The sequence below is a fragment of the Streptomyces sp. NPDC088147 genome (genome assembly GCF_044741565.1).
Taxonomy (GTDB): domain Bacteria; phylum Actinomycetota; class Actinomycetes; order Streptomycetales; family Streptomycetaceae; genus Streptomyces.
The window spans coordinates 1,016,823-1,036,086 of sequence record NZ_JBIUSY010000001.1; the positions used below are offsets into that span (position 1 = coordinate 1,016,823).

Genomic DNA, 19,264 nt, shown 5'->3' on the forward strand with positions numbered 1-19,264 from the left:
GGCGGGAGAGCCGCGCCCCGCGCCGTGGCCGCGCGGAGATCAGACGAGGTTTTTCTCGATATTCGCCAGATACGCGGGCATGAAGTGGTCGCGAATTCCGACGGACGCGGGCGCGAACAGATCGGCGGTACGCCCCTTGATACGGTCCACGAGCCCGTCGATCAGCGGCATCCGGTCGTGGAGTACGCCATCGGCGTCGAAATACCTGACGTGGTCCACATGGGTGAACACCGGCGCCGGCGGGACCTGCGGAACGATGTCGTTGTTGTTGACGAAGCGGTAGGTACGGCCCTTCAGCGCGGTGTTGTGCGCGACGGCGAGCAGCCGGTCGCAGGTGCGGGGCTGTCCGTAGGTGTAGATGCCGTCGGCGAGGATCCGCGGCTCCTCGAAGTACAGCCGGCCTCCGGCGAGCATGGCGAGGGCGCCGCCCAGGCTGTGCCCGGTGAACCACACGGTCTGGCCGCCGGTGCGGAACGCCTCGACGGCGGACCGTACGTCCGGATACACCGAGGCGAGCGCCCGGTGGAAGCCGAAGTGGACGAAGCCCTTGTTACCCGGTCCCGGTACGGGCGGGGTGTTGGCGTCGGTCAGCCAGTCACGGATCTCCAGCGGCTGGGTGCCGCGGAACGCGATGACGATCATCCGGTCGCTGGCGGCGACGTACGCCTGGGTGTCCTCCAGGGGGAACGGCAGTTCATGGCGGGCCTCGAAGTGCCGGAACCGGTCGAACCCCCAGTCGGCGAGGACGGTCCGCGCCTCGTCCTCGTCGCGGTAGGCCAGCTCCGCGGCCTTCGCCAGCCAGTAGGCGTGGGCCAGTTGATAGCCGGTCGTCTGATGGTCGAGCGGGGCGACGGGCACGGCGAACCTCCGGGACGTACGCGGACACGGACACGGGCGTGGAAGTGACGCGTCCGATGATCGGCGATTCCCCGGACCCGCCACATCACCGCGTTCACCCGTACGGGCGGCGTGCGGGAGCGCTCGGAGCGCACGGGCCCCTGCCCCGGCGTACCCGCGTCGCACCTCGCCCGGCCTCGCGCCTTCGCGCCTTCACGTCGTTGGCGGGTTCGGCGGCGCGTTCGGCGAGTTCGGCGTTCTCGTGGGACCGGCCGGGGTGGCCGAAAATCGACGATCACCCTTCCGATTGGTCTGGACCACATGCGCGGTGACCGCTAGGGTCCCTGCCAGCCGACACTCCCGTACCGAGCACCCTCCGACGGCCCCACCCCGCCCCGCTCCCCCGGTCGGCTCCGTACCAAGGACCGAAGTACCGTGATCGATATCGTTGTCGTACTCCGGGCCGAGGACGCCGTCCTCGACTTCCTGTCCGTGCTCACCGACGACGGCGGTGGCGAGACCCGGGTGATCCTCGCCGATCACGATCGCGCCGAGACGCTGGTCCTCGGTGCGGACATGAATGCGGCGGAACGCCTCGCCCTGATCGCGTCCCATGTCAGGCCCGTGACGGAGGGCATCGCCTCGCCGGGGCCCGAGGTACTCGCCGCGCTCCTGCGTCAGGCCGCCGCCGGACAGCCCTGCCGGATCTGGACACACTCCCCCGCCGACACCCGGCGCAGTCGCGGGCGCCTCGGCCGTGACACCGCCCTCGCCCGCGCCGCCGACGCCCGCCTCGCGGGGGCCGGGCTGCGGCACGCCGTCGGGTTCTCGCCGTACCTCCAGATCCTCAGCGATCTCGACCGCTCGCTGGGGCCGGAACACATCGCGGCCAAGCTGGACTTCGTCAACGGCTCGTGCGGGCATCTGCTGGCCGAGCCGGACCCCGAGTTCGTCGTCCAGACACCCCATGTCCCCGCCGTCGAGCGCTTCTTCGACACCGACCCCGACCAGCGTGAGCGGCTCTTCGCGCTGCTCGCCAGCCTGGACGACGAGGCGGCGTCCGTGGTGGATCCCTGGGAGTTCGACAGCTCGCCGTACGAGGCACGACGGCTCGACGCCACCGCGGCCTGGGTACGGGAGCGGTGCGCCGGCAACGGCGACAGCTCCGGCTCCGGCGGCGCGCTGGTGGAGGTGGGGGCCTGTGAGGGAGCGCTGACCCACCGGCTCGCCGCCGCGGGCTTCACCGTACGGGCGACCGAGCCCAACGCGGTCTTCCGGCCCCGGCTCACCGCCGCGCTCGCCGGTACCGACGGGGTCACCGTGGACGGTGCCGACCTCGCCGAACTGGCCAAGGAAGACGGTCCTCGCGCCACCGCGCACCTGCTGATCGAGATGCTCTACTACGGCCAGGATCTGGCGCTCCTCGACGATCTGGCCACGGATCTCGTCTTCGTCGCGCTCGAACCCGCGGCGCTCGCCTCGCGCGTACGCCCCTGGCTGGAGCGGTCCACCAGCTGGCGGGCGGACGAGGAGACCGTTCTCGTACCCCCGCAGCTGGAAACCGTCTGCGCGGGACGCGCCTATCTGAGCAAGCGCGGCAGCGTGGGCCTGCTCCTGCGGCGTACGAACGGCTGACCGCCCGGGGAGACCGGAGAGGTACGACATGGACGACGCGTACGACCGTTGTGTCGGGCTGGGCTACCACTGCGAGTCCACCCATCAGATCCGCCGGATCACCGGCGACGACCGCGCCCATTTCTTCGACTGGCTGGATCTCGAATTCGAGTCCGTGGTGGAGACGATCGCCGGGGACTTCTCCGACGTGCTGCGGCCCGGGATGGTCGAACCGTTCGGCGACGGTCACTGCGCGCTCGACCGGGGCACCGACATCCGTTTCTTCCACGACTTCCACCCGGCGCCGGGCAGCACGCTCAGCCGGTCCGACATCGACCGGCAGCTCGACCGCGTACGCGCCAAGTTCCGGGCGCTGGCCGACCGCTGGCGTACGCTCGCGCGATCGTCCGCGTATGTGCTGTATGTCCACCACGACGCCTTCGACGAACTCACCGCCGCCGATCTGCGCCGGCTGCGGCTGGTCATCGCGACGGCGTACCCGCGCCACCGGTTCGATCTGCTCTGGCTGCGCCGTACCCCGCCGCCGGACGGCGGCGCCCTCGGCCCCGGAATCGGCTGGGGCACGGTCGCGGCAGCCCCCGGCCGGTGGGAGGGCGACGACGCCGAGTGGGACGCCGCCTTCCGCGAGGTGCGGTTCGCCGCGGCGCCCTCGCCAGCCCCCTCGCCAACGCCGCCACCATCCGTACCGCGTGGAGTCTCCGTACCGCGTGGGGTATCCGCGGTATCCGCGGTATCCGCGACACCCGCATCATCCGCCACCGACAGGAGCACGTCCGTATGACACCGCCCCCGCCCGCCACCGTGATCCTCTCCCCGCACTTCGACGACGCCGCGCTGTCGCTCGCGGGGCTGATCCCCGCGCTCGACTCGCCCGTCACCGTCGTGACCGTGTACGGCGGCGCGCCGTGTCCAGGACAGGAGGTCTCCTGGTGGGACACCACCTGCGGCTTCTCGTCCGGCGGCGAGGCGCATCTCGCCCGGGTGGCGGAAGACACCCGGGCCTGTGCGCTGCTGGGCGTCGAGCGGGTCGTGCTCGGGCATCCCGACGGCCCGTACGGGGACGGCGGCCCGCTCCACGAGATCGACACGTATCTCGCCGATCTCGCCCCCGACACGCGGCTGCTGATTCCCCTGGGCACCAACCAGGCCGATCACACGAAGGTCCGCGAACGTGCGCTGCGCGTCCTCGGCGAACTCGGCAGGCCGCTCCCCCTCGTCTACGCCGACCTTCCCTATACGGGGCATCTCAAGGAGTGGGGCGGCGCGGAGACCGACACGGCCCTCGCCGAGAACGAGGACTACGGGCGCGCCTATCAGGACATCGCGAGCCGCTACCGGACGCGGACCGTCCATGATCTGACGCTGTCCGACCAGCAGTGGGCGGCCAAGCGCGCGGCGGTGCTCTGTTACGCGTCGCAGCTGGCGCCGCTCGCCATCGACCACGGTCGCGTGATGGCCCGGGGCGGACCGCTGCGCGCCGAGCGGGTCTGGGCGCTGGAGGAGGCCGGATCCCCGGGAGAGTCCGGCTGACAGGCGCCACGCCGCGCCCCGCCCGCGACCTGTCCGCGCGGGTGGGGCCGGGCGGGCGGCGCGGCACCCATCCGGGGGCCCTGCACAGGTGCGGCGTCCCCGGCGGGTAGTAGACGACCATGACCCGCAAGCGTTTCGGTGCGACGGAGCACAGACACCGGTTCCGGAGCCTCTATCGCTCCATCGCCGCGTCTGCCGCCGTGCTCGCCTGGAACCGCGGCCGTGAGATGGAGCTGATGCACCGGGCGATGAGCTTCGCCGCGCTCGGCTTTCTCACTCTCGTGCCCCTGCTGATCCTCGTCGCGGCGGCCGACCCGGCGAGCGGTCAGGGGTTCGCCCGCTGGCTGGGGCAGGGGCTGGGGGTGTCGTCCTCCGCGCAGGCGGAGATCCAGCAGCTGTTCGGCAGACCGGGCCAGGCGTTGCAGCGGACGACGGCGTTCGGCCTCGCCGCGCTCGCGGTGTTCGGGCTGACGTTCGGGTCCGCCGTACAGACCGGTTACGAGCGGGTCTGGGAGCTGCCGACGGCGCGCTGGCACACCATGTGGCGCCATGTGCTGTGGCTGGCGGTGCTCGTCTTCTTTCTCCTGCTCTTCGTCAACACGCCCGTCACCTCCGAGTCCGTCGTCGCGATCGTGTTCGCGACGTTCGGCGATCTGATCGGGACGTGCCTCTTCTTCTGGTGGTCGCAGCGGGTGCTCCTGGCCGGCCGCGTCCGCTGGCCGGCGCTCCTGCCGGGTGCCATCGCGACCGCGCTGGGGCTGCTCGGACTCCGGGTGTTCTCGCGCGTCGTCTTCTCTCCGCTGATCGCCGCGAACGCGGTGACCTACGGCCCGTTCGGGACGGTCCTGGTCATCCAGTCCTGGCTGGTCGGCGTCGGCTTCGTCGTCTACGGCGGCGCGCTGGTGGGCCGTCTCTTCCACGAGCACCGCATGCACCGGCGGATCCAGCGCTGTATCGACGCCTACGACGAGACGGATCCCCCCGAGGGGACAGACCGAACCGAGGGGACGGACTGAACCGGCGGGCCAGGGTGCACCGACGGAACAGCGTGCACTGCGGCCGGGACCACGGCGGTACGCCGACCCGGCCCCGAGAACGCCCGGGGGGCGCGCCGTACGGGAGACGGCACGCCCCGGCTCATGACCGTCGGACCCGTCAGAGGTCGAACTCGCCCGGCGCGATGCCGACCGCGAAACAGGCCTCGCGGACGACCGCGCGCTCGCTCTCGTCGAAGTCGCCGTCCGCGCCGCCGATGACGATGCCGATCTGGATGACCGCGCGGGCCTCGGTGGGCTTCTTGGCGACCTTGCCGATGGTCTGGAGGACACCGACCTTGCCGAAGTCGAAGTCGGCGGTCAGCTTCTGGCAGTAGTCGTTGAAGCGCGTCTGCAGATCGTCCGCGGGGAAGTTCTGCAGTACGTCGTTGGTCATGATCAGCGAGGCGACGCGCTGGCGCTCGGACGGGTCGATGGAGCCGTCGGCCGCCGCGACCAGCGCGCACATCGCCATGCTGGCGTCACGGAAGGCGCCGCTCTTGAGGTCGTTCTTCTTCGCGTTCAGCTGCGTCTGCATCGACGCGGCGGAATCCTTGATGCGGTCCCACAGGGCCACGTGTGTCTCCTGGAAAGTGAGGGCGGCGGGGGTGAGGGGTGCGGACGCCAGGGCGTTGCGGAAGCAGCGCCGCCCGTCCGCGGGGGCCTAGGGCGTGTTGCGAAAGTCCCGCCTGGCCCGCGACGCCCGGCACGCACGCTCGCGGCGTTGTCGGGATCACCCCAGTACGTCCAGTACTGGGGCGACCCTCCGCCTTGCGATCGCACGCACCGGACGCCGCAGGCCCCGCCCTGCGGGCGGACGGCGCTACTTTCGCAACACGCCCTAGAGGTGGGGGACGACGGCCGGCATGAGGTCCTGGAACGTACGTCCCTCGGCGGGGGTGCCGATGGCGGACATCTGCCAGGCACCGCCGGAGCGGTACACCTTGGCCATGACCTGCGCGGTGTGCTTGCCACCGCCGGTGAGTGTGTAGCGGGCCAGTTCCTGGCCGTTGGTCTCGTCGACCAGCCGGCAGAAGGCGTTGTCGACCTCTTCGAAGGTCTGGCCGGTGAAGGAGTTGACGGTGAAGACGATCTGGTCGACATGGACGGGGACGCGCTGGAGGTCCACGACGATCGACTCGTCGTCACCGCCCTGTCCCGCGCCGCCGACCCGGTTGTCGCCGGTGTGCCGCACCGATCCGTCGTCGCTGGTCAGATGCTGGAAGAAGACGACATCCACGGCCTCCTTCCCGGCGAAGAGCAGCGCCGAGGCGTCCAGGTCGATCTCGCGGGCGGTCAGCCGGGCGAGGAAGCCCTTGCGGGCCGCCTGCCAGCCCAGGCCCATGCGGACGACGGTGAGTTCACCTCCGCCGGACTTGGTCAGGCTGATCTGCTGGCCCTTGGCAAGGTTGACGCTCATCGTTCGCTCCTGGGGGCGTGGGGTCGGACGCGCGGGTCGGTACGCGGACGCACGCGGGTACGGGGACGGACGTCAGACGTTGACGCCGTAGTCGGAGGCGATACCGGCGAGACCGGAGGCGTACCCCTGGCCGATGGCGCGGAACTTCCACTCGGCGCCGTTGCGGTACAGCTCGCCGAAGATCATCGCGGTCTCGGTCGAGGCGTCCTCGCTGAGGTCGTAGCGTGCCAGCTCGGCCCCGCCCGCCTGGTTGATCACCCGGATGTACGCGTTGCGGACCTGACCGAAGGACTGGCCACGGGACTCCGCGTCATGGATCGACACCGGGAAGACGATCTTGGTGATATCGGCCGGCACGGCGGCCAGATCGACCTTGACCGTCTCGTCGTCGCCCTCGCCCTCACCGGTGAGGTTGTCCCCGGTGTGCTCGACCGAACCGTCCGGGCTGGTCAGGTTGTTGTAGAAGACGAAGTGGCGGTCGGAGCCGACCTTGCCGGAGCCGTCGACCAGCAGGGCACTGGCATCCAGATCGTGATCGGCGCCGGTGGTGGTCCGTACGTCCCAGCCGAGGCCGACCAGAACGGCGGTCAGACCGGGAGCCTCCTTGCTCAGCGAGACGTTGCCGCCCTTGGCGAGGCTCACACCCATATTGCTTCCTTTCTTCCGTCCCGGAACCGGGCACGTCTTCCGTCCCGGGCGCCGGGCACGCCGGACGTTCCGGTGCCACGCGGTGCCGTATGGCACGATCGCAAATCTACAACACTGTAGAAGTTTGCCGGCCGCGAAGGTGTGCCGTGAAGGGCCGGCGAGGAAGCCCCAGTTCGTTCTACAAGCATGTAGAGAAAGTAGAGTGCATCTGTCGCACGGGGCGATGACCGGCCTGTTCCGGACGAACGGCGGCCGGCGACGGGCACGGAGGATCAGCGTGGGCAGGGAATCCAGCGGGCGGCGGGGTCACTCGGCGGGCAGGGGTCATCGCGGCAGCCGGCGGGCGGGCAGGACCAGGCTGACCCGGCGGGGCCGAATAGCCGTGTGGTCGGGCGGCGCACTCGCCGTGGCACTCATCGGCGTCTCGGGAGCGGCGGCCTGGATCTACCAGGACCTCAACGGCAATATCCACTCCGCCGACGTGGACAACAGGATCGGCGGCGACCGGCCGGTCAATCTGAGCCCGGGGTCCAAGAACATCCTCGTGGTGGGGTCCGACTCACGGGGCGGCGACAACGCGAAGTACGGCGAGGGCCTGACCACCATGCAGTCGGACACGCTGATGGTCCTGCATGTGTCCGCCGACCGTAAGTGGGCCACGGTCGTGTCGCTCCCCCGCGACTCATGGGTGGACATACCGGCGTGCGACAAGGGGGACGGCAGCAAGTCCGCGCCGCACAAGTTCAAGATCAATGAGGCGTTCGCCATCGGCGGTACGACCGGCGAGGTGTCCGGCGCCGCCGCCTGCACCATCAGGACGGTGGAACAGAACACCGGCCTGCGCATGGACCACTTCATGTCCGTCGACTTCCAGGGCTTCAAGGGCATGGTCAACGCGCTGGACGGCATCGAGGTCTGCCCCGAGACCGCCATCCATGACAAGAAGGCCCATCTCGACCTGGACGCCGGATGCCAGACGGTCAGGGACGAGGCCGCCCTCGGGTACGTCCGTACGCGCTACAGCGTCGGGGACGGCTCGGATCTGGGGCGTATCGGCCGGCAGCAGGAGTTCATGGAGGCCCTGGCGGCCAAGGCCCAGGAGAAACTGACCAGCCCGAACGCGCTGTACGGTTTCCTGGACTCGGCGACCAAGTCGCTGACCACGGACAAGGCGCTGGCGGGCATCAAGCCCCTCTCCGGCCTCGCGTCCGAGGTCAAGGGAATCCCCACCGACCGGCTGACGTTCCTCACGGTGCCGAACTACGCGCGGGAGGCGGACGCGCCGACCGACAAGGCGAACGTCGTCTGGCAGTACCCGCAGGCGGCGGAGTTGTTCGCCTCCCTGGCGAAGGACGACGAAGTCGACAAGGAGAAACTGGAAGCCGACGCGAAGAACCCGGTCTACGCCCATACGGTGCGGGTCCAGGTCCTCAACGGCTCCGGCACCACAGGGCGGGCCGCGACGGTCGCGGAGGCACTGCGGTCGGTGGGATTCACGGTCGTCGGTGTCGGCAACGCGCCGGAGGACACGAAGAAGACCACGGTCGGTTATCCGCAGGACCAGGCGGGACCGGCCGAGGTACTGGCCTCACGGCTGCCGGGCAGCGTCGCCCGGGAGGACGCGACGGCCGCCCCGGGCGTGGTGACACTCACCGTCGGCAAGGACTTCGGCGCCGTCCGGTGATCCGGGCGATGGCGTGAGCCGGACACGGCATTGCGCTTCTTTGCGAATCCTTTACTATTGCTGGGCGGGGTGTCCACTCCGCCCTTCACCACCTACCTGACCAAGAAGGAGCTGCGGTCCCGCAATGGGTGAGCCTCCCAGTACGAGCCGTGCCGTCCCCGTCCCGTCGAGCGATGGAACGGAGGTGGCACGGTGACCGAGCTGCTTCTGCTGCTCCTCGCTCTCGCGCTCACGCTCGCTTGTGCGGTGTTCGTAGCGGCCGAGTTCTCCCTGACGACCATCGAGCGCGGCGAGCTGGAGCGTGCCGCCGCCGCTGGTGAGCGCGGCGCCGCCAGCGCGCTGGCGGCGGTCAAGCGGCTGACCTTCCAGCTCTCCGGCGCCCAGCTGGGCATCACGGTGACCTCGCTGGTCATCGGCATGCTCGCGGAACCGTCCCTGGCCCTGCTCCTGCGCGGGCCGCTGGAGGCGCTCGGCCTGCCGACGGGCGCGGTGTCCACCGTCGCCACCCTGCTGGGCGTCGCCCTGTCCACCGTCGTACTGATGGTGATCGGCGAGCTGGTCCCCAAGAACTGGGCGATCTCCAACCCGCTCGCGGTCGCCAAGGTCGTGGCGGGGCCGCAGCGCGGCTTCACCGCCGCCTTCACCCCGCTGATCAGGCATCTCAACAACACCGCGAACCGTCTGGTGCGTCGCTTCGGGCTGGAGCCCGCCGAAGAGCTGGCCTCCGCCCGTACCCCCGAGGAGCTGGTCGCCCTGGCGCGGCACTCGGCCCGGGAGGGCGCCATAGAGGCGGACTCCGCCGAGCTGTTCGTACGGACCCTGCATCTGGCGGACCTGACCGCGGAGAACGTGATGACGCCGCGCGTGGACGTACGGGCCCTGGAGGCCCACGCCACCGCCACGGACGCGGCGAATCTGACGCTGGCGACCGGCCTGTCCCGGTTCCCGGTCTACCGCGACAGCCTCGACGAGGTGATCGGCACCATCCATATCCGCGATGTCCTCGCGCTGGACGAGAACAGGCGCGGCGACACCCTCGTGACCGAGCTGGCCACCAGCCCGCTGCTCGTCCCGGACTCCCTTCCGGTGGACCGGCTGCTGCGGCGCCTGCGCGAGTCGCGGACGATGGCCGTGGTCATAGACGAGTACGGCGGCACCGCGGGCGTCGCCACCGTCGAGGACATCGTCGAAGAGGTCATCGGCGAGGTACGTGACGAGCACGACCCGGACGAGACCCCCGACCTGGCACCGGGCCGGCCGGCCGCCGACGGCCGCCGCGTATGGGAAGCGGACGGCAGTGTCCGTCTCGACCAGCTCGCGGAGATCGGCTTCGACGCACCGGAGGGGCCGTACGAGACGCTCGCCGGGCTGCTCGCGACCCGGCTGGGGCGGCTGCCCGTCCTGACCGACACACTGGAGATCGAGGGCTGGCGGTTCGCGGTCCTGCGGATCGAGCACCACCGGGCCGACCGGGTCGGGATCACCGCGCCCGCACTGGCCACCCAGCTCGCGGAGGACAACCGATGACCGGCCTGCAACTCGCCATCGGCGTGTTCACCCTGTTCACCAACGCGTTCTTCGTCGGCGCCGAGTTCGCCCTGATCTCCGTACGGCGCAGCCAGATCGAGCCCCTGGCGATCAAGGGCAGCCTCCGGGCCAAGACCACCCTGTGGGGTCTGGAGCATCTGTCCGCGGCCATGGCCACGGCCCAACTGGGCATCACCATCTCCTCGTTGGTGCTGGGCGCCGTCGCCGAACCGGCGATCGCCCATCTGCTGGAGCCGCCGTTCGAGGCGATCGGTGTGCCGGGGGCGCTGATCCACCCGATCGCGTTCGTGATCGCGCTGACCCTGGCGACGTATCTGCACATGCTGATCGGCGAGATGGTGCCCAAGAACATCGCGCTGGCCGCACCGGCTCCGACCGCGCTCGCGCTGGGGCCCGCCCTGGTCGGGCTGACCCGGGCGCTGCGTCCGGTGATCTTCGGGATCAACGCGCTCGCCAACGCCATCCTGCGGCTGCTGAAGGTCGAGCCCAAGGACGAGGTCGCGTCGGTCTTCACCGACGACGAACTCGCCCGTCTGGTCAAGGACTCCAGCGAGGCGGGACTGCTGGACCCCGCGGACGGCGAGCGGCTGCGCGACGCCCTGGAGCTGGGCACGCGTCCGGTGGGTGAGGTGATGGTCCCGCTCAACCGGGTGGTCACCGTCGACCACCAGGTCACCCCGCAGCAGTTGGAGCGCACCGCGGCGTCCTCCGGCTTCTCGCGACTGCCGGTCACGGGACCCGACAACACGATCCTCGGCTATCTGCACATCAAGGACGCCCTCGGTGCCGGGGAGCGGACCCGGCCGTTCCCGCGCTCCGCGCTGCACACGGTGATCAGGGTCGAGATCGACACCCCGCTCGACGACACCATGACGGCCATGCGCGCCGCCGGTACGCACCTCGCCGCCGTCAGTGGCGACAAGGGGACCGTCATCGGCTTCGTCACCATGGAAGACGTCCTGGAGGAACTTGTCGGCCCCGCGGCCGGCTCACCGACCGCCGCGTAGCCGCGCGGCGGAAGAGCGGCCGGTGCCCCGCCCCGGGCACCGGCCGCTTCTTCATTCCGGCGGTCGGGACGTGCGGTGGGGGCGGTGGGGGCTTGCGGTGGGGGCGGTCAGGGTTTGCGTGCCACTCCGACGTAGCAGGCGGCTTCCTTGTTGCTGACGCTCCCGCTCTGCTCCTCGGGGTCGGGGCGCCACTCGTGCGAGGGCGTGATCCCCGGCTCCAGGAGCTGCCAGCCGGCGAAGAACCGGGCGATCTCCTCGCGGGTGCGCGCCTGTCCCGGCGTGCCCGAGGCGCGGTAGGCGGTGGTGAGCCGCGCGATGCCCTCCGGGTCGAACTCGGTGGTGACATGGGCGATGGCGAGCGTGGAGCCGGACGGCAGCGCGGACTTGAGCCGTTCGACGATGTCATGGGCGTCGTGCTCGTCGGTGACGAAGTGGAGCAGCGCGTTGAGGCTGAGCGCTATGGGGCGGGTGAAGTCGAGCGTCGCGCGTATCTCCTCGGCGGCCAACAGGGCCTCGGGGGCGGTGACATCGGCCTCCGCGTACGCGGTGCGCCCGGCGGGGTGGCTGTGCAGCAGCGCGCGGGCGTGGGCGAGCACGATCGGATCGTTGTCCGTGTAGACGACGTGTGCCTCCGGGACCTCCCGCTGCGCGACCTCGTGAAGGTTCGGAGAAGTGGGGATTCCGGTGCCGATGTCGAGGAACTGCCGCATGCCCCGCCGCGCGAGGAAGCGGACGGAGCGGTGCATGAAGCGCCGGTTGATCCGGGCGGTGGAGAGAATGGAGGGGAAGGCGGCGATGGCCCTCGCGGCGGCCTCACGGTCCGCGGGGAAGTTGGTCGTCCCGCCCAGATAGTAGTCGTACATACGGGCGGAATGCGCCCGGTCCAGTTCAAGATCCACCGCACCGTTGTCGCCCATCGCGCGACCCCCGTCCTCATCGCCGGATAACAGTCGGTGACTTCCCACCGCCGTATGCGGACAACCGTACGAGATGGCCCAACTCTCCTCGCGGGCAGGCCAGATGGCGAGGGATTCGGCGCACGGCGCGCCGGAATGATCCGGAAACACCGCCCACCCTTCGGCCCAGTAATCATATGATGGCTGTCCGTGAGGAAACGCCGGAGTCTCCCGCACATCGAGGGTGCTCGTCCGGCTGGCCGACAGATGAGAGAGGCACACCTCTCGCACCGACGCCCTCCGCCGTGGAGCGGCGCGGTGTCCAGTGGACGGGGCACGCGTGCAGGTCGATCCGGAACGTCCGGTGGTCCGCGTCTCCCAGGGCGCCCGGGACCTGGAGGACCACGGCCCTGCGGTCTCCCCCGACGGGACGATCCACCGGCTGGCGCTCACCTTCGACGCGTTCGACGCGCGCCACCACACCCTGTGGCTGCGCTACGCCCATACCCAGGTGGGCGGTCGGGACGCCGCCGAGACAGTGGTCGACGCCACCTGCGCCCGGCTCCTGGAGCACTGGCCGCATGTGCTGACGCAGGAATCGGTGGCGCGGTACGCGTGGGCACTCCTCAAGGAGGAGGTGGCGTGGTGGCTGGACGACCACGACAGGGAACCGGCGCTGGTCGACACCGCCGCCTTCCACGCGGCGGTCCGCAAGCTCCTCGACCACGAGAAGCGTGATCAATTCGACGTGCTGCAAAGGGAGATCGGGCTCTACAGGGCCATCTCCCGGCTTCCCGAGCGGCAGTACGACGTGGTCGTGCTGCGCTACGCCCTCCAGGTCCCGGACGAGGAGGTCGCCGAGTACATGGGCATCGAGGTCGCCACCGTACGGTCCCATGTACGGCACGCCCGCAGGCGCCTGGCCAGGGACCTCGACGTACGAGCGCCCGAGAGGGAGGAGTAGGCCGTGCGCCACACCCCCGAACCCGACCCCGGACCCATCGACGCGCTGCTGGAGGACGCGGAAGTCCTCGGCGACACCTATGACGGCTACGACACCGCGGCGGCGCGGAGCCGGGCCGGGGCGCGGCGGACGGTGCGGGCGGCGGCGTGCCGTACGGACCCGGGCGCGGCGCCGCTTCGTTACCCCTCGGCCCACGAACAGGCCGCCCACGACCTCAGCCTCGCCGTCGCCCTCGTCCTGAACGCGCCCGAGGCGGCGGCCAGTCTGGGCCGGCTGGTGGACCATGACCGTATCGATCCCGAGGGCGCGGTCGTCTTCGCCGCGCTGCTGCATCTGACCGGGCACCGTGACGCGGCCCAATTCTGGTGGCAGTTCGCCGCCGGCGGCGGCAATCGCACCGCGGCCTTCTGCCTCTTCCTCGCCCATCAGCAGCGGGCCGAGTTCAAGGACGCGGCGTACTGGCGCCATCAGTCCCGGCATCTGCCCGGGTCGGGGCGGCCCGTGGCACCGCCCGCGCTCTCCTCGCTGCTCCCCGAGACGGTCCGGCACGATCTGCTCAGCCAGTGCCACCACGGCCGTCACCCCACGCTGCCGGCCGCGCTGGAGGCCGTGATCAACCGGCTCCGGGTCGACAGCGCGGACGAGGACTTCGGCGAGGTCCCCCAGCCCGCCCCCTCCCTGACCGACGACCTCACCAGGGGCACCGGCGGCCGTCCCGCCGGATAGCCGCGGAGGCCGGGCGACATGGCACGCGACCTCTTATGCCGGTCCCGGATGGCACAAAAGTCCGACAGGGGCATTTGATGTACCCAAGCGTGCGCCGATCTGGCGCACGGTGGCCCTCCACGGTGAGAGTGCCGCCCGTGGAGTTCGGTAGAGGGAGCAGTGCCATGCCTCTTGATCCCACGCCCTCCGACGACGCGCCGATACGGACCCTGCTCTGGACAGCGGCGACCGCCCGGCCCCTGGACGAGGTCGCCGCGCTGGTGAGCCTGTTGAAGCGGACCGGAGAGGTCCCCAACCCCGGGGACGAAGCGCTGCGCGCCGCGGCCGTCACCCGTCCTCTCGACGAGGTACGGCACCTGGTCGCCCTGCTGAACGAGCCCCCGCACGAGGTCGACGAGGCCGACACGGCACTGCGGGCCGCGGCCGTCGGGAGGTCGATCGAGGATGTGGCGCTGCTCGTGTCCATCCTCGGCACCGAGGAGCGCGTCGTTGCCGCCCCGGCCGGTCTCGCCGAGGCGCGCCGCGAGCCGGAACAGCTCGACATGTTCGCGCCGGACGCCGAAGACGCCGCCGTGCGGGCCACCCCGGCCGCGCCCTTCGCCCCGCTCGCGCCGACAGGTCCGGCCGCGCCGGTCGGTGCGGCCACCCCGGTCGGTCCGGCCGCGCCGGCCGGTCCGCTCGCCGACTCGATCGCGGCGAGGCCGAGGATCGAGGGCCCCGGGATCGCCGCGGGTCTCGCGGCCCTGGCCGGTACCAGGTCCGGCCCCCACGGCGCCTCCCCCGCCCTGCGGTCGGCGCTGCGCTGGCCCGCGGCGGCCGTGCTGTTCGGATGCGGCCTGATCCATCTGCCGACGGACTTCGCCCAGCTGCGTTCCGGGGGCTTCGCGGATGTGCTCTCCCTCGCCATCACCGCCCTGTGTCTCGTGCTCGGCCTCTGGCTGGCCGTACAGGACACGACCCGGATCTGGGCGGCGAGCGCGGCGACGGCGGTCGGGATCATCGCCGCCCACTCGATGTCGGGCGCGGGCGGTGTCGACCTGCTCCGGAGCAGTCTGGGCGAGTCGTTCGTCTGGGCGAAGGTGACGGCGATGGCCTGCGCCGTGCTCGCCGCGCTCGTCGGGGGTTCGGTCCTGATGCGCCGGCAGCGAGCGGCCGGTACGGCCAACGACGGCTGATCCCCTCCGCCCTCCGTGACGCCGTGACGCCACGCCCGCGGCCGGCCGCGCATCGTCGCGGCGGTCCGGGCGCGGTGTCCGTGCCGGACGTACGGGGCTCGAAGGACAGGACTCGAAGGACAGGACTCGGAGAACAGGGCTCGGAGGACGCTCGAAGGACGGGGCTCGTAGGACGGGGCTGGTATGACGGATCGCGCGCACGGAGGCCGCCGCCTCGGATATCCGGTGGCCGCCGCGGTGTTCGCCATCGGAATGGCCGGGACGACGCTGCCCACCCCGCTGTACGGGCTCTACCGCCGGCAGCTCGGCTTCTCCGAGCTGATGGTGACGATCGTGTTCGCCGTCTACGCCCTCGGGGTGATCGCCGTACTGCTGCTGGCCGGCGACCTCTCCGACCAGGTGGGCCGGCGGCCGGTGCTGCTGGCCGCGCTGGGGCTGGCCGCCGGGAGCGCCTTCTGCTTCCTGTTCGAGGGCGGGCTTCCGCTGCTGTTCGCGGGCCGGCTGCTGTCGGGCTTCTCCGCCGGGCTGCTCAGCGGTGCGGCCACCGTCACCGTGCTGGAGCTGGCCCCGCCCGAGGAGAAAGCGCGGGCGGGGCTCGCCGCCACCGCCGCGAACATGGGCGGTCTGGGCTGCGGCCCGCTGCTCTCCGGGCTGCTCGCGCAGTACGCGCCGTGGCCGCTGCGGCTGCCCTTCATCGTCCATCTCGGACTGCTGGCCGTGGCATGCGTACTCACCTGGTTTCTGCCGGAGACCGTCGCGCGTCCGACGCGGCGGCCCCGGCTGAGGCCACAGGGGCTGGTGGTGCCGCCCCAGGTGCGTGGGGTGTTCGCGCCCTCGGCGCTCGCCGCGTTCGCGGGCTTCGCCCTGCTGGGTCTGTTCACCGCGGTGGCGCCGTCCTTCGTGTCCCAGACCCTGAACGTCGAGAACTTGGCCGTCTCGGGATCGGTCGTCTTCTCCCTCTTCCTCGCCTCCACCATCGGCCAGTCGCTGATGGGGCGTCTGGGGGTACGCCGGGCGCTGCCGGGCGGTTGTCTGGTGCTGGTGGCCGGTCTGGTGCTGGTGGGAGCGTCGCTGGCGGTGGAGTCCCTGGCGCTGCTCGTCACGGGCGCGGTCCTGGGCGGTCTGGGCCAGGGGCTCGCCTTCCGTGCGGCGATGACCGCCGTCAGCGGCGCGGCGCCGCCCGCGAACCGGGGCGGCACGGTCTCCGCCCTGTTCGTCGTCGCCTACACGGGAATCTCGCTGCCCGTCGTCGGTGTCGGCGCGCTGACGCTCGGGCTGGGACTGAAGGGCGCCGGGCTGACGTTCACGGCGTGTGTGGTGGTGCTGGTGGCGCTCGTCGGGCTGTATCTGCTGCGCCGGCCCCTGCCGGAGGTCTGACGAGGGCCGGCGGAGAGCCGAAGGAGGCCGGGAGCGGAGCGGGTCTCTCAGGGGCGTCCCGTCGGTGGAACCTCCTCGTCCCTCGGCACCGGACCGGGTGGTGTTCCGTCGCCGAACGGCCGTCCGCCCAGCTCCTCCCGGTGGTGTGCGGTCAGCCAGCCGGACAGATCGGGGCCGAGGGGCACGATGCCGGTCGGGTTGATACCCGTGTGCACCTGGTAGTAGTGCCGCTTGATGTGGTCGAAGTCCACCGTGTCGCCGAACCCCGGGGTCTGGTACAGGTCCCTGGCATAGGCCCACAGCACCGGGTCCTCGGTGAGCTTGGAGCGGTTGCACTTGAAGTGTCCGTGGTAGACGGCGTCGAAGCGCACCAGGGTGGTGAACAGCCGGATGTCCGCCTCGGTGAGGGTGTCCCCCACCAGATAGCGGCGGTCCGCCAGCCGCCGCGACACCTGGTCGAGCCGGCGGAACAACGCGCGGTAGGCGTCCTCGTAGGCGCTCTGCCCGTTCGCGAACCCGGCGCGGTACACCCCGTTGTTGATATCCCGGTAGATCCCCGCCATGACCTCGTCGATCTCGTCGCGCAGCGGCTCGGGGTAGAGATCGGGCGCGCCGGGCCGGTGCAGCGCCGTCCATTCGGTGGCGAGGTCCAGGGTGATCCGCTGGAAGTCGTTGGTCACGAGTCTCCCGCTCGGTACGTCCACGATGGCGGGCACGCTGACCCCGCCGGGATAGTCCGTCTCCCGCGCGTCGTACGCCTCGCCGAGGAAGCGGATGCCGAGGACGGGGTCCCGGTCGTCCGGGTCCAGGGTGAAGCGCCAGCTGCGGTCGTCCTGGACCGGGTCGGCGATGGCGAGGGAGATCGCGTCCTCCAGGCCGAGGAGCCGACGGGAGACCAGGGCGCGGCTCGCCCAGGGGCAGGCGCGGCTGACCACGAGCCGGTAGCGGCCGGACTCGACGGGCCAGCCGTCCCGGCCGTCGGCCGTGATCCGGTCGGCGAAATGGCTCCTCGAACGTGTGAAGGGCTTCCTGCCGTACTCCGCGTTGCGCTCCGTGTTCTCCGTACTCTCCGTGCTCTCCATATTTTCCCGGCTCTCCGGGCTCTCCGGACTCTCTGAGGGAGTGCGGTTCATCGCTGGTCTCCTTTCGGCGGTGGCGACGCCCGGTGGGTGAAGGGCCGCGTCGGCCCCGTACCCCTCTTTCTGTCCCGGTGCGCCGTGGCCACGTCGGCGCCGGCGACCAGCAGCGCCGCGATCACGAACGCCAGCGAGACGATCAGCCCGTGGTCGAACGCCCTCGCCCAGCCGTCCGGTTCCACCTGGGCGAAGAAGACCGCTCCCACGGCGGCGATACCGATCGCGGAGCCCACCCGCTGACCGGTCTGGAGCGTGCCTCCGGCGCTGCCCGCCATGGGCACCGGGACCTCGGAGAGCGTCAGCGTCTGGTTCGGTGTGATGACGAGCCCGCTGCCGAGGCCCGCCACCAGCAGCGGCGCCGCCATCGCCCAGCCCGCGCTGTGTCCCGGCACCAGGTGCACGGCGAACACGGTGGCCGCCAGACCGACCGTCACCATGATCAGCCCGACCACGACCAGCGGCCTCCCGAAGCGGTTGACCAGCCGTCCTCCGATGCCCGCCGCCACGGCGGAGCCCACCGCGAAAGGGGTGATGGCCAGTCCGGCCTCCAGGGCGGAATAGTGCAGTCCGCTCTGGAGATAGAGGGTGCTGATGAAGAAGATCGTGGTGAACCCGGCGAAGTACAGCAGGATCAGCAGACACCCCAGCGAGTAGGAGCGGACGCGGAAGAGGTGCAGGTCCAGCACCGGCTGGGTGCCGCCGGGCCGGCACCGGGACTCCCATTTCACGAAGCCCGCCAGCAGCGCGGCGGCGACGATCAGCAGCAGCCACTTCTCGCCGCCGTGCCACTGCTGCGACTGGACGAAGGGGAGCAGCAGTGCCAGCACACCCGTGCCGAGCAGCAGTACCCCGAGGGGGTCGAGATCGCGTGGCCGTACAGGGGCCGCCGACGGGGTGTCCGGCAGCAGGCGCCTGGCCAGCAGCAGACAGATGACGCCCAGTGGCAGATTGACGTAGAAGACCCAGCGCCAGCCGTCCCGCGCGCCCGCCGCCTGGATGATCAGACCACCCAGCAGCGGTCCCACGGCCGTCGAGATGCCGACCACCATGCCGAACATGCCGAAGGCGCGGCCCCGCTCGCGGCCGGTGAACATCTGCTGGATCAGTGCGGAGATCTGAGGGGTGACGATGCCTCCGGCGAAGCCCTGCACCAGCCGGGCGATCACCAGCCAGAGACTGGACTGGGCGGCTCCGCAGGCCGCGGAGGCCAGGGTGAAGAGCGTGAGCCCGATCATGAAGACCGGGCGCCGGCCCCGGGCGTCGCCGAGCCGCCCGGCGGGGATCAGGAAGAGGCCGAAGGCGAGCGCGTAGCCGGACAGCACCCACTGGAGGTCGGAGACCGGGGTGTGCAGCCCTTCGCGGATCGACGGCAGGGCCACATTGACGATGGAGACGTCCAGGAGCGTCATGAAGCCCGCGACCAGACATACGGCCAGGGCCTTCCAGCGCCGGGGGTCCGGCGCCGCGGCGGCGTCCTGCCCGCTCCCCCGCCCTGTATCTCCGGCCATGAATCGCACCCTAGTTCGCGGGTCCCGATCCCTCACCCGGAGCGCGCCGACCGGTGGACGGGGCCGCGCGGACGGGGTACGGGGCCGCGCGGACGGGGTACGGGGCCGCGCGTGGAGCGCGCGGGCCCGTACCCCGTCG

General features: G+C 71.1%; 18 protein-coding genes. 11 read left to right on the forward strand and 7 right to left on the reverse strand.

Going from position 1 to position 19,264, the window contains the following annotated elements; genetic code table 11:
- Positions 1-39: 39 nt before the first annotated feature.
- A complete protein-coding gene (locus tag ACIOGX_RS03625; protein WP_401909946.1) occupies positions 40-858 on the reverse strand; it encodes a lipase family protein in 819 nt (272 codons plus the stop codon).
- A gap of 414 nt (positions 859-1,272) precedes the next feature.
- Between ACIOGX_RS03625 and ACIOGX_RS03630 the strand changes: the two genes are divergently transcribed.
- The 4 genes from ACIOGX_RS03630 to ACIOGX_RS03645 all read left to right on the forward strand — a co-directional run bounded on the left by ACIOGX_RS03630 (position 1,273) and on the right by ACIOGX_RS03645 (position 5,018).
- Positions 1,273-2,472, forward strand: coding sequence for a hypothetical protein (locus ACIOGX_RS03630; RefSeq protein WP_401909949.1), 1,200 nt, complete (start codon positions 1,273-1,275; stop codon positions 2,470-2,472).
- A gap of 28 nt (positions 2,473-2,500) precedes the next feature.
- Positions 2,501-3,253: a papain-like cysteine peptidase gene (locus ACIOGX_RS03635; RefSeq protein ID WP_401909952.1), complete on the forward strand. Its 753-nt coding sequence runs from the start codon at positions 2,501-2,503 to the stop codon at positions 3,251-3,253.
- Positions 3,250-4,002, forward strand: coding sequence for a PIG-L deacetylase family protein (locus tag ACIOGX_RS03640; RefSeq protein ID WP_401909954.1), 753 nt, complete (start codon positions 3,250-3,252; stop codon positions 4,000-4,002). The genes ACIOGX_RS03635 and ACIOGX_RS03640 overlap by 4 nt, the downstream gene beginning before the upstream one ends.
- A gap of 119 nt (positions 4,003-4,121) precedes the next feature.
- Entirely contained in the window at positions 4,122-5,018 is an 897-nt protein-coding gene (locus ACIOGX_RS03645) for a YhjD/YihY/BrkB family envelope integrity protein (RefSeq protein WP_401909957.1), read from the forward strand.
- 139 nt (positions 5,019-5,157) lie between these two features.
- Here ACIOGX_RS03645 and ACIOGX_RS03650 read toward each other — a convergent pair whose 3' ends face one another.
- The 3 genes from ACIOGX_RS03650 to ACIOGX_RS03660 all read right to left on the reverse strand — a co-directional run bounded on the left by ACIOGX_RS03650 (position 5,158) and on the right by ACIOGX_RS03660 (position 7,104).
- Complete coding sequence (locus tag ACIOGX_RS03650; protein ID WP_129767665.1) at positions 5,158-5,613, reverse strand: tellurite resistance TerB family protein; 456 nt, start codon at positions 5,611-5,613, stop codon at positions 5,158-5,160.
- A gap of 264 nt (positions 5,614-5,877) precedes the next feature.
- Positions 5,878-6,456 (reverse strand): TerD family protein, encoded by a 579-nt coding sequence (locus tag ACIOGX_RS03655; RefSeq protein WP_356510557.1) that lies wholly within the window; start codon positions 6,454-6,456, stop codon positions 5,878-5,880.
- 72 nt (positions 6,457-6,528) lie between these two features.
- Complete coding sequence (locus ACIOGX_RS03660) at positions 6,529-7,104, reverse strand: TerD family protein (RefSeq protein WP_129767667.1); 576 nt, start codon at positions 7,102-7,104, stop codon at positions 6,529-6,531.
- Between the two features lie 277 nt (positions 7,105-7,381).
- On the opposite strand from ACIOGX_RS03660, the gene ACIOGX_RS03665 reads away from it, so the two are divergent.
- The 3 genes from ACIOGX_RS03665 (at position 7,382) to ACIOGX_RS03675 (ending at position 11,343) form a co-directional block, all read left to right on the forward strand.
- Positions 7,382-8,788: an LCP family protein gene (locus ACIOGX_RS03665; protein ID WP_401759513.1), complete on the forward strand. Its 1,407-nt coding sequence runs from the start codon at positions 7,382-7,384 to the stop codon at positions 8,786-8,788.
- 192 nt (positions 8,789-8,980) lie between these two features.
- Positions 8,981-10,315 carry a hemolysin family protein gene (locus tag ACIOGX_RS03670; protein WP_401909962.1) on the forward strand — a complete coding sequence of 445 codons (1,335 nt, stop codon included), beginning with the start codon at positions 8,981-8,983 and terminating at the stop codon, positions 10,313-10,315.
- Positions 10,312-11,343, forward strand: a complete 1,032-nt coding sequence (locus ACIOGX_RS03675; protein WP_356510562.1) for a hemolysin family protein — start codon at positions 10,312-10,314, stop codon at positions 11,341-11,343. The genes ACIOGX_RS03670 and ACIOGX_RS03675 overlap by 4 nt, the downstream gene beginning before the upstream one ends.
- A gap of 107 nt (positions 11,344-11,450) precedes the next feature.
- On the opposite strand, the gene ACIOGX_RS03680 is transcribed toward ACIOGX_RS03675, so the two are convergent.
- Positions 11,451-12,260: an SAM-dependent methyltransferase gene (locus tag ACIOGX_RS03680; RefSeq protein ID WP_356510564.1), complete on the reverse strand. Its 810-nt coding sequence runs from the start codon at positions 12,258-12,260 to the stop codon at positions 11,451-11,453.
- Positions 12,261-12,564: 304 nt separating this feature from the next.
- On the opposite strand from ACIOGX_RS03680, the gene ACIOGX_RS03685 reads away from it, so the two are divergent.
- The 4 genes from ACIOGX_RS03685 (at position 12,565) to ACIOGX_RS03700 (ending at position 16,481) form a co-directional block, all read left to right on the forward strand.
- Positions 12,565-13,203: an RNA polymerase sigma factor gene (locus ACIOGX_RS03685; protein ID WP_401909965.1), complete on the forward strand. Its 639-nt coding sequence runs from the start codon at positions 12,565-12,567 to the stop codon at positions 13,201-13,203.
- Positions 13,204-13,206: 3 nt separating this feature from the next.
- The gene (locus ACIOGX_RS03690) at positions 13,207-13,929 is read left to right on the forward strand and encodes a hypothetical protein (RefSeq protein WP_383963697.1); all 723 of its coding nucleotides are present in this window, start codon (positions 13,207-13,209) and stop codon (positions 13,927-13,929) included.
- A gap of 164 nt (positions 13,930-14,093) precedes the next feature.
- Complete coding sequence (locus ACIOGX_RS03695; protein WP_401909967.1) at positions 14,094-15,104, forward strand: hypothetical protein; 1,011 nt, start codon at positions 14,094-14,096, stop codon at positions 15,102-15,104.
- Between the two features lie 183 nt (positions 15,105-15,287).
- Positions 15,288-16,481, forward strand: a complete 1,194-nt coding sequence (locus ACIOGX_RS03700) for an MFS transporter (protein WP_401909970.1) — start codon at positions 15,288-15,290, stop codon at positions 16,479-16,481.
- A gap of 47 nt (positions 16,482-16,528) precedes the next feature.
- On the opposite strand, the gene ACIOGX_RS03705 is transcribed toward ACIOGX_RS03700, so the two are convergent.
- Together ACIOGX_RS03705 and ACIOGX_RS03710 are read right to left on the reverse strand one after the other, a co-directional pair.
- Complete coding sequence (locus ACIOGX_RS03705) at positions 16,529-17,563, reverse strand: glutathione S-transferase family protein (protein ID WP_401909972.1); 1,035 nt, start codon at positions 17,561-17,563, stop codon at positions 16,529-16,531.
- A gap of 47 nt (positions 17,564-17,610) precedes the next feature.
- On the reverse strand, positions 17,611-19,125 hold the full coding sequence (locus ACIOGX_RS03710) for an MFS transporter (RefSeq protein ID WP_401909975.1): 1,515 nt from the start codon (positions 19,123-19,125) through the stop codon (positions 17,611-17,613).
- Between the last annotated feature and the right edge of the window lie 139 nt (positions 19,126-19,264).

Excerpts from the sequence above, each read along its gene's own strand:
- ACIOGX_RS03645 (WP_401909957.1), top strand. The coding sequence starts at position 4,122 with ATGACCCGCAAGCGTTTCGGTGCGACGGAGCACAGACACCGGTTCCGG.
- ACIOGX_RS03680 (WP_356510564.1), bottom strand. The coding sequence starts at position 12,260 with ATGGGCGACAACGGTGCGGTGGATCTTGAACTGGACCGGGCGCATTCC.
- ACIOGX_RS03710 (WP_401909975.1), bottom strand. The coding sequence starts at position 19,125 with ATGGCCGGAGATACAGGGCGGGGGAGCGGGCAGGACGCCGCCGCGGCG.
- ACIOGX_RS03635 (WP_401909952.1), top strand. The coding sequence starts at position 2,501 with ATGGACGACGCGTACGACCGTTGTGTCGGGCTGGGCTACCACTGCGAG.
- ACIOGX_RS03655 (WP_356510557.1), bottom strand. The coding sequence starts at position 6,456 with ATGAGCGTCAACCTTGCCAAGGGCCAGCAGATCAGCCTGACCAAGTCC.
- ACIOGX_RS03695 (WP_401909967.1), top strand. The coding sequence starts at position 14,094 with ATGCCTCTTGATCCCACGCCCTCCGACGACGCGCCGATACGGACCCTG.
- ACIOGX_RS03660 (WP_129767667.1), bottom strand. The coding sequence starts at position 7,104 with ATGGGTGTGAGCCTCGCCAAGGGCGGCAACGTCTCGCTGAGCAAGGAG.
- ACIOGX_RS03705 (WP_401909972.1), bottom strand. The coding sequence starts at position 17,563 with ATGGAGAGCACGGAGAGTACGGAGAACACGGAGCGCAACGCGGAGTAC.
- ACIOGX_RS03675 (WP_356510562.1), top strand. The coding sequence starts at position 10,312 with ATGACCGGCCTGCAACTCGCCATCGGCGTGTTCACCCTGTTCACCAAC.
- ACIOGX_RS03700 (WP_401909970.1), top strand. The coding sequence starts at position 15,288 with ATGACGGATCGCGCGCACGGAGGCCGCCGCCTCGGATATCCGGTGGCC.
- ACIOGX_RS03640 (WP_401909954.1), top strand. The coding sequence starts at position 3,250 with ATGACACCGCCCCCGCCCGCCACCGTGATCCTCTCCCCGCACTTCGAC.